Origin of the sequence: Cohnella yongneupensis (assembly GCF_042655785.1) — a bacterium.
GTDB lineage: Bacteria > Bacillota > Bacilli > Paenibacillales > Paenibacillaceae > Cohnella > Cohnella yongneupensis.
The window spans coordinates 84,464-96,742 of sequence record NZ_JBHSNC010000054.1; the positions used below are offsets into that span (position 1 = coordinate 84,464).

The window sequence follows — 12,279 nt, forward strand, 5'->3', positions numbered from 1 at the left end:
TTACAAATAGACTAATGACTGAGTCTCTATCGATTCGATTACACCATGTAGTAGCCTTAGGGTGTGAATGTTATCTTCACCGCTGATAGAGGCTTCCCTCTGCTCATTGATAGAATTCATTAATTCGAACATCGTGCCGTAAAAAGCATCCGGAAACCATGAGCCTTCCATGGCCGGGCGAATCCGTTCGCCCGGATGATCTTTTGTCGTGTACTCAATGGAAGGAGACGAGTAGTTGTTGCCAATATGTCCGTACAGGCTCCCCTTGCTGCCCTCCACCGTGAAACGGAAGAAATTATCGTCGGCCTGCTGCGTGTCGACGGCAATCAGCGAGGCGCGAAGGCCGCTTGCAAATTCCATCGTCGTGAGCGCCGTCATTTCGCTTTCGAAATTCTGTCCCGCCATCTTCGTAACGGAAGCATATACTTTCACAGGCGTCTGGCCGGACCAATAACGCATCAAATCGATATGATGAATCTCGTAATCGATGATGAGGAAGTGGGGGATTTTGGAAAACCAAGTCTCCCCCATGTTCGCATCCTGATTGATTCTCATCTCATGGGTCAGCAGATAAATTTCGCCAAGTTCGCCGGAGTCGATGATTCTCTTAACCATGGCATAGAAAGGGGCGAATCGGGCGTTCTGATTAACCGCCAGCCGCACTCCCGCTTTTTTGGCAGCTTGAACCATCTCCACGGCCTGTTCATAACGGTGGGCGAACGGTTTTTGGATCAAAATGTGCTTCCCGGCAGCAACGGCTTGTTTGACTATGTCGATACGTCCCTCGTTGGGAATGGCGATGTCTATAATCTGAATATCATCGCGCTCGAGCAGCGCCCTAAAGTCGGAGTAATGATCCGTCACTCCCCACCTGCCGGCCGTCTGCTCGGCGGCCTCGTCATTGATGTCGCAAATAGCCGCCACATTCAGCCCCGCTTTGCGATAAGCGGGTAGGTGAGCGCCGTTAACGATTCCGCCGGCGCCCACGATGCCAATGCCGTAATCCCATTTCACGGGACGTTTGTACAACAGCTGCTCATTTTCCGTCATGTGCGCACCTCCTGCGTCCGGCGACCGGATTCCAGGGCTTTATTCACATAATCGGCGGATGCGAGCATCTGCGATTCATGCAGATGCTCCAGGTAAATCTTCATATATGGCTTGGCTTCCATCAACAGCTCCATATAGAGGGGATAATTCAGTTCTCCCGTGCCTGCCGCCGGCTGAACGTTCCTATGATCGGCACGGTCTTTGGCTGCATAATTGAAATCTTTGGCATGGGCGATCAAGATTCGGTTTCCGAGTCTCGCAATTGCGTCACGTATCACATCGTCCTGTCTGTGTTTGTTCGATTCATCGATATAATTGCACGGGTCCATGACAATACCAAGATTCGAAGAAGGGACTTCCTGCAGCAGGCGCTCCATTCGTTCCGGCGTGTTGATGACATTGTTCGTATAACCTTCCAAACCGAGGAATACTCCCCATTTCTCCGCTTCCTCCGCCAAATTCTCCACTACGGCACGCAGTTCGTTCCAATTCTCTTCATTTTGATTGTCAGGATGGTGCTCCCATGGGCTCAATACGTTCGCAGTACCGGTTTCCGTGGTGACTGTGCTTGCTCCGAAATCGCGGGCAAAACGAAGATGCTCCTTCAACTGCTTCAAGTTGAGCTTCCGACGTTCCGTATCCTTGTCGATCAGGTTTACATAGCAGCCAAGAACGGGAATGTTGACTCCGTAACGGGCAAATTCTTCCGCTAGATGGTTTGCCATCCCCGTGCTCAGCTTGCCAGGACGGCAGTCCACATCGGTGATGTGGTTCATTTCTAAGTGAGTTGCGTCGAAGCCGTAATGGTTGATTTTTCGTGCCAGCTCCCTGTGCCCGATTTGACCGAAAGCAATGGATAAAACGCCTAATTTCATGATTGTTTTCCCCCGTGGCTCAATAGGTAATCGTGACTTGGCTGATGACAGGTGTGAAATTACCCTTCGTATTGGCCGGAATTTCAATTTTGATGAAGTTCGTATTGGCCGGAAGATTGCCGACCGTATAGTTCACCCTGTACCAGCTGCCCGCGGTCGCAAACGGAGTATCTTGGGATGCCGTCTGCAGCACGTAATTCCCGTTAGTAGAGCTGGCATAGATCTTGATGTTGTTGGAATCAGATGTGTTATCGTTGAAATAGATCTTCACGCTCGCGGTTTTGCTGTTCGCGGCATTGTAAATCATGCTCTCCGTTGTATTGGTGGTCCTCTGCGCAACCGAAGTATCACCTTCCGTAGCCGTTGATCCGATGTCGGCCAACTGCAAATTTGCAGTGTGAGAGAAGGCGCTGTTCCAGTTCGACAGCGGGTCAGTCAAGGTCGTCGTCGCGGTTGTGTCGTGGGTGATCGAGACCTGGCTGATCACGGGCGTAAAGTAGCCTTTGCTATTGGCGGGAATCTCGATTTTGATGAAATTGGTATTGGCCGGGAGATTGCTGACTGTGTAGTTCACCCTGTACCAGCTGCCCGTGGTCGCAAACGGAGTGTCCTGTGACGCCGTCTGCAATACGTAATTCCCATTGGTGGAGCTGGCATAAATCTTGATATTGTTGGAATCTGAAGTATTATCGTTGAAATAGATCTTCACGCTTGCGGATTTGCTACCCGCGACATTGTAGATCAAGTTCTCCGTCGTATTGGTGGTTCTCTGCGCAACCGAAGTATCACCTTCCGCAACCGTTGATCCGATGTCGGTCAACTGCAAATTTGCCGTGTGAGAGAAGGTGCTGTTCCAGTTCGACAACGGGTCAGTCAAAGTCGTCGTCGTGGTTGTACCAGGGGTGATCGAGACTTGGCTGAGTACGGGCGTAAAGTAGCCTTTGCTGTTGGCGGGGATCTCGATTTTGATGAAATGGGTATTGGCCGGGAGATTGCCGACCGTGTAGTTCACCCTGTACCAGCCGCCCGTGGTCGCAAACGGAGTGTCCTGTGACGCCGTCTGCAATACGTAATTCCCGTTAGTGGAGCTGGCATAAATCTTGATATTGTTGGAGTTGGAAGTAATATCATTAAAATAAGCTTTCAAATTCAACGACACACTGTTATTGACATTGTAAATGATATTTTCCGTCGAATTGGTCGTCCGCTGAAGAACTCCCGTATCGCCTTCCGTCTCCGTCGTTCCTATATTCGTTATCTGCAGGTTTGCGGTATGCGAGTAAATCTTGTCCCAATTGCTTAGAGTATCCGACATGACGAGCCCAGCCGCAGGGGTGACGTTGCCTACGAAAGTCGTCACGCTTTGCGCAGGAAGCGCTGAGGCTAATACGTCTCCTGTGACGTTCATAACGGCTCCCTGCGCCAAATTCTGACTAGCCGATGTCGTATAGGGAGTGAAAGTCGTTCCCGTCACGTTGTTCAATTTGAAATTGACGCTTTGGCTCGAAGTCGTATCGTTGATCGCGACCACGACAAGCTTGTTGGTAACCGGATCTTTATACGCGCTGACATAAACGCCGGTCACCGGCTGCGCCGTAGCGTCGATTCTCTTGTATCCGGGACGGATAAACCGGCTGAAGTTGCCGAAGGTGAACAGTCTCTTGTTGGTGGAATAGGTCGTATTGTCCGTGGATATATTGATGAGCCCTTGCCCCCCCGCTGGCGAGTCGCTTACTAACCACCAATAGAAGAAAGCGTTGCTTTCGGCGACCGTCATGTGGTTATGGATCAATTTCGCCCATTTCAAGCCGTCTGTGATGGAGGGGTCGTTCATACCCTCGAAGGTGGACACTTCCGTCGCCCATACTTTTTTACCCTTGCTTTTTGCTGTCTGCAGAATGGAATAGTCGCCGTCATAAGGATGCGCGGCTACGATATCGATCCTGGCATTGGAAGCTGGATCATTCAAAGAAGTATTGATCAATCCTTCCGTGCGGCTCCACCAGGAAGTCTCCGGAGCGACCACTTTGGCTGTGATGGCATCCCTTGTAAACGTGGGAGCAAGGTTATTCTTGATAAAATTGTTCAATTCGTCCGCCGTGTACAAAGTCCCCTCATAATCCGGCGCATTGTCGGGCTCGTTCTGTATGGAAATGGCGCTTATATCGATATTGAACCGCGTCTTGTATTCTCGTATATAAGTCGACAAGTAGTCCGCATAGTTTTGGTATTGGGTCGTCAACAGATGGCCGTTCCCGTTATTGGCAACCCCGTTGGTTTTCATCCACCCCGGCGGGCTCCAGGTCGTGCTAAAGAACCGGGTGACCCCGCGGTTTTTGGCTTCGTTCATTACGAACAACTGGCCGGGATCTTTCGTCCAATCCCATACGCCCGGAGACGGCTCTATGATCGGTATTCGGTTTCTTATCCAGGAAAGGCCGATCCCGTTCGTCTGATTGAACAGAAGATCCAGAATTTGAGTTCTGGCCGGCTCGGCATAATTTTGGAACCCTGAAGCGCCCAATGTTTCGATAAAAGCATCCGAAGCCCCAAAGCCGTCAATGTCTTGTTCGTTGACATACCAATTGATATCCGCTGTTGCAGCCGCGCTTGCAGAACTGCCGAACGAAACTATGCTACCCGATAACAGCACGCTCCCCAAAACGATAGAGATCACTTTTTTTGAAACCGCGTTTAATCGCATCATTTCCCATCCCTCTTTTATTAAGGATTTTTAAAAAAATACTGCAATTATCTCGGCTGGCGCTCTTCCCGGGACAAGAATGGCGGAACGTTGCGATTCGGTTCCTTCTGGTACCAGTACGCCACGGAAGAAATATCATCCGAGCGTTCGAACAACTCCCTGCTGTTATGGCCGATGGCTTGCACGGTCACCTTCAAGTCCTTTTCAAATCGGACCGGGTCCATCACATGCCAGCGGTAAAGGCCGTGCATCGGAACCTTGTGACCGTACCATCCGTCGACCTCGGTAGCTTCATCGTAAAAATGATAACCTAGAAACGGCGTGGAATAAGAACCGGGGGCTTTGGTCCGGGGATCGAAATAACACCAGGCTCCGCCGAAATAATCTTCCGTACCGGTTCCGCAAATCGTCGGATACTCCGTATCGCCATCCATATAAAATTTGACTTCCCCTTCACCCCACCAGCAGCGTTCCAGGGCTGCCCATGCAATATAAGTCCCGATATACTGTCCGGAGCCTTTTACCCCATCCAAGATCACATGATCTTCGCCAAGGGCAGTGGCTTTCGTTCTTCTCCATTGCGCGTGAAAATATCCGGCATTCTCTGGAAGGCTGTCGACCAGCGTGTAATTGAATTGGTAGAAAAAACCGTTGATCTCTTTTTCATGCTGGTTCTCGATGGTGATCAATGCAGACTTGCGGAAGGGCATAGGGATATAGCAATTGAAACCTCCGCTCGTATTTACCGACACGGGAAGCGAGTTCACGTTTTTGCGGATCGCAAACCCGTTGCAGAAGAAGTCGCCTAAAGGCGCTTCCACCGAAGGCGTTTCCTCGCCGTCCCAATACATTCTCAGAATCAAATCTCTCAAAACGAAGCTGCCCTTGTCGGTAGAGTCCGTGACCGTAATCCAGAAATGCTGAATGGATCCGGTACCGGTAATGTTGGCAAGGGTTGTGATCTCCCCCTGCTTCAAGTCGATGCACGGACGGCCCTTGCGGCCGACCCCGAGGTTGCTTGAGGCTTGTCCGCCCGCTCCCGGTTCTCCGTTCGGATTTTCCGCGCTGATCGAACGGGTTTTCGCGTTGGTTATTAATGGCATCGTGCCCATACTCATTCCCAAGCCATTTTCGACAAACATTGGATTAAGCCCCTCTCTGATGTTCATAAGAAAGGCTCCTGCTCTGTATAGATTCAGGAGCCTTCTCTTGTACGTGCATTTGATTCGAATAGAGTTACGGAGAAAGCACTTGATGCCTGATTTGAACTTCGCCGATGAGTGGCGTCCACGATCCCTGTCCGTTAGGCGGGATCTCAATCTTCAGGAATTTCGTTCCCGCCGGCAATCCGGTAACGGTGTAATGAACTTTAAACCAACCTCCACCCATATCTTCGGGTGTACTCCTCGTTACGGTCTGCAATACATAGCTTCCATCCGTGGCGCTGGCATAAAGCTCCACGTTATCCGAAGCGCCATTATAATAGACCGTAATGTCCGCCGAATCCGCATTGTAGACTTGATAGATCAAGTTCTCTGGCGTATTCGAAGATCTTTGGATAACGGAGGTATCCCCCGGCATTCCTGCATCGGTCAGGTACACGTTTGCGCTGCGGGAATAGCCGTTGAGCCAGTCACTCAGGGTGTCGATCATGGTCACATTCGGGTTATAAGTGATTTGAACCCCGCTGATCAGCGGTGTCCAAGAGCCCTTGGTGTTCACCGGTATGACAACCTTCAGATAGTTCATGCCGACCGGTATAGAGTCAACCGAGTATTCCACAACAGACCAGGACCCTCCCATATCAACCGGAGTGCTTTGGGTAGCCGTCAGGGTTGTATAAGTCGTGTTGTCGGAGCTGACCTGAATTTGTATGTTGTTTGAGTCTGACGTAGGATCGTTGAAATAAATCTTCACCTTGGATGACGTAACATTGTAAACCTGGTAGGTTACGCTGCCTTCGCTATCAGCCGACCTTTGGATTAACGAGGTGTCTCCAGCCACACCGGCATCGACTATGTTCAAGTTCCCGGTATGGGCAAGGGTGTTATTCCAATTATCGAGAGGGTCCGTCAGCGTAACCGGCTGATAGGAGATTTTGACCTCGCCGATGACCGGCGTCCAGTCGGCTTGAGTATTGACCGGCATCTCGATCTTCAGGAAATTGGAGCCTGCAGGTAAACCCGCTGCGGTATAGCGCACCTTGTTCCAACCTCCGTCTGTCTCGACAGGGGTATCTTGGGTAGTTGTCGTCAGGGTATAAGACCCATCTGTTGCACTAGCGTACAGCTTCAAATTGTTGGAGTCGGAAGTAGTGCCGTTAAAATATACTGTCACTTCGGCAGACTGCATATTATAGACAGCGTATGTGACAGACTGAGTCGTGTTCTCCGACCTTTGGAGCTCCGAAGTATCGCCGTCCGCCGCTGCAGAACCGATATTGACGAACTGCAGTTTTGAGGTATGTGAATACGTATTGCTCAAGTTAATCAAAGGATCCGTCATTGTTAACGCAGGTGTCGGCGTCGGTGTTGGTGTTGGTGTTGGTGTTGGCGTTGGTGTCGGTATCGGTGTCGGCGTTGGCGTTGGTGTAGGCGTCGGTTCCACAAGCGCTTCGGACAAGATTTTTACTTCACTGATTACAGGAGTCCAACTGCCTTTGGTGTTGGCCGGAAGCTCGATTTTCAAGTAGTTGGTTTTCTCGGGCAACCCGCTGGCCGTGTAATTGACTCGGAACCAGCTTCCTTGGGTTTCAAAGGGAGTATCCTTGGACACCTTGACTTCCTTGTAGTCTCCGTCCGTAGAACTGGCGTATATTTTCACATTGTTCGAATCGGAGCTGCTATCGTTGAAGTAAATTTTAATCTTTGCCGATGTGATATTGGCTGCTTTGTAGATGATGCTTTCCGTCGAATTGCCAGTTCTCTGCGCAACCGACTTGTCTCCTTCAGCCCCTTCGGAACCAATATCCGTCAAGCTCAAGCCGCCGGAATGGGAATAGGTTTTCGTCCAGTTATCGAGCGCATCCGTCATGCCGGAATCATCGGTTCCGGGGGTCGAATCCGGTGCAGTTGTCGGTTGAGGCTCCGGATTCGGTGTTTCCTGCGACAGATGCAGCGCAATATCCAACGCAAGATCCAACGCAGTTTGAACGGCTTTGATCGCCGACTTTGCATCCGCAGCAGCCTTGTCCGCCGCCGCTTTCGCCTTTACGAATGCCGCTTTTGCCGATGCCGCCTTATCGCCCGCTGTCTTGGCCGCTTTCTCTGCCGCCTTCTTTGCCTTCCCGGTCGCTTTCGCTGCCTTATCGGCGGCTGCTTTTGCCGCTTTTGCCGCTGCCGCGGCTTCGGAAGAGGCTTTTTCCGCCGCCGCCTGCTTGGCAGAGGATTGCGCCGCCTTATCGGCCATGGCTTTTACCGCTTTATCCACTTTCGCTTTTTCTTTGGCCAGCTTGGCAGCCGAATCTCTCGCCGCCTCAGCCGCCTTATTCGCTTCGGCCAAATATGCGGTTGCCTTCTCGACTTCGGCTTTGGTTCCGGCAGCTGCTTTTTTTAGTTGAAGCGACAATGCGGCATCTGCGGCCGTTTTATAGGCATCCGCTTGATCGGCCTTCGCGGTCGCGACCAGCAACGTTAAATCCGCTAATTTTTTTGAAATTTCTGACTTTTGAAACTCAATTTGTGCCTTTTCCGCAGCTTTGACCGCTTCCCTTTTCGCCTGATCGGCGATTTTCTTGTCTGCCAGCGCCTTGTCAAGCGCCGCACGTTCTGCCGAAACTACCGGATCGGCGGCATGGACCTCGATCGGTGCCGCAAACAATAACAAAGATAGAACCAAAGCGAATGCCGGCAGTGCACTTATGCTTTTCTTCATTCCGGACAATCCGACCCCTCCTAAGTTATTAACCTATTTATGCGGAAACGGACTTATGCTGTATAGCAAATACAATTAACTGCGCCTTGTCTTTGGCGCTGAATTTCGAAAGTAAATTGTGAATATGAAACCTTACCGTATCCATTGAAACGAATAACTCACCGGAAATTTCTTTATACGAATATCCCTTGCACAAAAGGCACAAAACTTCATTTTCCCGTCTTGTCAACGACATGGTGGATTCACCTCTGCCCCTTCAAAGTTCTCCTTATAAGGAAACTGTGCAGCAAGCAAAGAACGACTTGCTGCACAGCTTGAGTTGCAACGGCTTATTGATTGGTAGCTTTAAAGGCCTCGAGCTGTTTTTTTACTTCATCCATGACTTTTTGCAAACCAGCTCTTTCAAGAGCAGTCTTCATTTTCGGATAATAAGTGTCATAGTCTACGGTTCCGGTCGTGATTGCCGCGTTATACTGCGTAACCACGGCTTTCAGCGTGGCAATTTCGTTTTTCACCGGTTCCGCGTTAAACGTCCAGCCGAGATTAGGAGAAATTTCAGCCGATTCGTTAAAGGCTTTAAATTGATCCCATTTATCCGGCTTTTCGCTCGCCCATAAGTAGTCTAGGAACTGGTTCCCGCCCATCGCCCATTGAGCCATACCCGTATAACCCGACGACGTAGCGTCTACTCCATCCGCATAATCGATTTGATTCTCGCCGATTTTCTTATAATGTTTGCCTTCAATACCCCATGCCAGCAGGTTCATCAGTTCTTTGTTCGTGAACAATTCATTAATGAACATCATGGCTCTTTCTGGGTTTTTCGAGCTTCTAGGGATGGCCAGCATGGAACCGTTCAAAGCGCCGGTCGTTGCAATCGGTTTCAGATCTGCATAAGCATCGACCTGAACAAGCGGATACCCCAATTGAGCTTCCATTTCTTCCGCTTTACCAGGCTTCAGCTGTTCTACCCACATGAACGCTTTCTTGGCTTTCTTCAAAGGCGTGCTGTCTTGAAGGGTGGAGATGTCTTTGTTGATATATCCCTTCTGGACCCAATCGCGCTGCAATTTGACCAGTTCGACGTATTTCGGATTTTCGAACATGTTCATAACTTCCGGTTCTCCACGATTGGTCACGACTACCGGTACTTTCGTATCCAACGGCTCCATAAAGTCGTTCGCCCAGTACGTCGCTCCTTCGTCGTTCTTATTCAGAAACGGAATAATGTCCGGTTCGTTCTCTTTGATGACCTTGAGGAACGGCTCGAAGTCCGCAGGCGTCTTTACGGTTGAAAGATCGAAATTGTATTTATCCACCAGTTCCTTGTTCATTAGAACACCGTTGATACTCGCCATATCTTTCTGCGTTGGAATGGCATAGAGTTTATTATCGATTTTAGGCGCCTTCAAGTAAGCTGGATTAATATTGTCTTTGATGCCTTGTCCATACTGATCTAGAAGATCGTCGAGCTCAAGAAATGCCTTCTGGGAAACATATTGCGAATAGCTCGCCCAACCGGCCGTGAACATCAAGTCAATCGGATCGCCGGAAGCGATCAGCAATTTTTGCTTGTCGAAATAGCTGTCCCAGAACAGGAAATTCAATTTGACGGTGGCATTGAATTTCGCTTTGGTGATTTTGTTGATCTCGTCTTCGACCAGCTTAACATCTTTCACTTGAGGAGCCAGGAAATAGAGATTGAGTTCTACTGGATCCAACGTTGGCGAAGCCGCATCACCGCTGGAAGCGGATGAAGCGGACGGTGCTGTCGTGCTGCCGGCAGCCGGTTCATTGGACCCGCCGCCACACCCCGCCAGTACAAGGCCCAACGACATCACGAGCGAGATTGCGGTAAAACCTAATCTATTAAATTTCCTCAAATCAAACCCTCCATTTTTCTATTATTCGTATATTAATCAGTCATTCGCGAGCGTGACTCACGCTCGCGCTGTACCGATTTCAACCTTTGACAGCCCCGATGGTCAACCCTTTTATGAAATATCTTTGGAAGAAGGGATAAGCGAACACGATGGGGCCGATTCCGATAATCGCCATGGCCATTCGGACGGTTTCCCCAGGTACCTTCAGTAATTCACTGGTGACGCTCAGAGAGGCCACGCGGGAAGATTTGAGAAATTCAACCGCTAGCAGCGCTTTGTACATGGAAAATTGAATGTTGTACAAATTTTTGTTCGTGATGAACAAAAGCGTGTTGTACCAGTCGTTCCAATAGGTAAGGCAAGTAAACAAGGCGATGGTAGCGATGACCGGCTTCGACAGGGGGATCACGATTTTAATGAAGGTTTTGAATTCGCTTGCGCCGTCTATTTTTGCCGACTCGAGAACTGCCTCGGGGATGTTGTTGGAAAAATAGGTTTTAGCGATCAAGATGTTATAAGCATTAATAAGGAACGGCATAATCAGAGCCATGATGTTGTCGTTCAAGTGAAGATACTTGGTGTACAGGATGTACCAAGGCACTAACCCGCCCGAGAACAGCATCGTGAAAAACACATAGAAGGCGAAAAAGTTTCTGTACTTAAAACTTTTCCTGGATATCGGATACGCATAGAGGATAGACAGAAGCACGCTCAGCGTGGTTCCGACGACGCACACAAAGATCGTGACCCCGTATGCTCTGAAAAGCTCTGTAGAATCGATGAATAGAAACCGATAGGCACTGAGGTTCATATGGGTAGGGAAGAATGAGTAGCCCTTTTCGGCCAGGGACCCGGAATCGGTGATCGAAATTATGAATACCAATAGCAAGGGCGCCACACAAATCACGCCATAGAGGATGAAGAGCAGATTGAATACGAAGTTCGATTTACCGGATATGCCATTCGGACGATAGGTACTCTTTTTAGCGATAGCTGCCAAGATGGCACCCCCTTAAAATATTTTGTTTTCCGGACTGATCTTCCCGATAATCCAGTTGGCCGACAGCACGAACATCAACCCGACCATCGATTGGTAGAGGCCGGCGGCGGACGACATCCCCAGATCCGTGCTGTTCATGAGCACGCCGTAGATGTAAGTGTCCAGAACGGCTGTCGTATTGTAAATCAAGCCCGAGTTCATCGGCAGTTGGAAGAACAATCCGAAATCAGATCTGAATATGTAGCCGAGCCCGATAATGGTGGTCACGATCATCATGGGTTTCAAAAACGGGATCGTGATGTTGGTGACTTGGCGATATTTACTTGCGCCGTCCAATGTCGCAGCCTCGTAATATTCTTGGTCGATTCCGGATATGCCAGCCAAATAAATGACGACCCCATATCCGATGCCTTTCCAGATATTCACGATCGGGAAGATGAAGGGCCAGTATTTTTCCTCGTTGTAAAAATCGATGGTATGCATATGAAGCGCAGGGGCGATCGACTTATTATACAACCCTTCCGGCGCCAAGATCGCATATACCAAATAGGCGACGACCACCCAGGAGAGAAAATAGGGTAGGAACATGATCGACTGATAGAATTTACCGATAAACTTGTTGTTCAATTCGCTTAGCACAATCGCGATGACCAATGATAAAACCAAATTTAAAAAAATGAATTCCAGGTTGTAGCCGAGCGTGTTCCGCGTAATGATCCAGGCATCGTTCGTTTGGAACAGGTATTTGAAATTCTCGAATCCGGACCACGGGCTGTGAAGCAGACCATCGGCAAAATTGTAATTTTTGAAAGCGATGACGATCCCAAACATAGGCAGGTAACAGTTGATGAGTACCAAAACAAAAGTAGGCAGCATCATGAGGAGTAGAGTTTT

9 protein-coding genes are annotated in these 12,279 nt (G+C 49.5%); all 9 read right to left on the reverse strand.

What is annotated here, in order from left to right:
* Positions 1–1,050, reverse strand: coding sequence for a Gfo/Idh/MocA family protein (locus ACFPQ4_RS18725; RefSeq protein WP_378113420.1), 1,050 nt, complete (start codon positions 1,048–1,050; stop codon positions 1–3).
* Positions 1,047–1,925, reverse strand: coding sequence for a sugar phosphate isomerase/epimerase family protein (locus ACFPQ4_RS18730; RefSeq protein WP_378113421.1), 879 nt, complete (start codon positions 1,923–1,925; stop codon positions 1,047–1,049). Before ACFPQ4_RS18730 ends, ACFPQ4_RS18725 begins: the two co-directional genes overlap by 4 nt.
* 19 nt (positions 1,926–1,944) lie before the next feature.
* Complete coding sequence (locus ACFPQ4_RS18735) at positions 1,945–4,632, reverse strand: glycoside hydrolase (protein WP_378113422.1); 2,688 nt, start codon at positions 4,630–4,632, stop codon at positions 1,945–1,947.
* A 44-nt stretch (positions 4,633–4,676) separates the two neighbouring features.
* The gene (locus tag ACFPQ4_RS18740; RefSeq protein WP_378113423.1) at positions 4,677–5,771 is read right to left on the reverse strand and encodes a glycoside hydrolase family 172 protein; all 1,095 of its coding nucleotides are present in this window, start codon (positions 5,769–5,771) and stop codon (positions 4,677–4,679) included.
* A 94-nt stretch (positions 5,772–5,865) separates the two neighbouring features.
* The gene (locus ACFPQ4_RS18745) at positions 5,866–8,511 is read right to left on the reverse strand and encodes a flotillin family protein (protein ID WP_378113424.1); all 2,646 of its coding nucleotides are present in this window, start codon (positions 8,509–8,511) and stop codon (positions 5,866–5,868) included.
* A 28-nt stretch (positions 8,512–8,539) separates the two neighbouring features.
* On the reverse strand, positions 8,540–8,737 hold the full coding sequence (locus tag ACFPQ4_RS18750) for a response regulator transcription factor (protein ID WP_378113425.1): 198 nt from the start codon (positions 8,735–8,737) through the stop codon (positions 8,540–8,542).
* Between the two features lie 94 nt (positions 8,738–8,831).
* The gene (locus tag ACFPQ4_RS18755; protein ID WP_378113426.1) at positions 8,832–10,385 is read right to left on the reverse strand and encodes an ABC transporter substrate-binding protein; all 1,554 of its coding nucleotides are present in this window, start codon (positions 10,383–10,385) and stop codon (positions 8,832–8,834) included.
* A gap of 79 nt (positions 10,386–10,464) precedes the next feature.
* On the reverse strand, positions 10,465–11,385 hold the full coding sequence (locus ACFPQ4_RS18760) for a carbohydrate ABC transporter permease (protein WP_378113427.1): 921 nt from the start codon (positions 11,383–11,385) through the stop codon (positions 10,465–10,467).
* A 12-nt stretch (positions 11,386–11,397) separates the two neighbouring features.
* Positions 11,398–12,216 (reverse strand): ABC transporter permease subunit, encoded by an 819-nt coding sequence (locus tag ACFPQ4_RS18765; RefSeq protein ID WP_378113428.1) that lies wholly within the window; start codon positions 12,214–12,216, stop codon positions 11,398–11,400.
* Positions 12,217–12,279 lie beyond the last annotated feature (63 nt).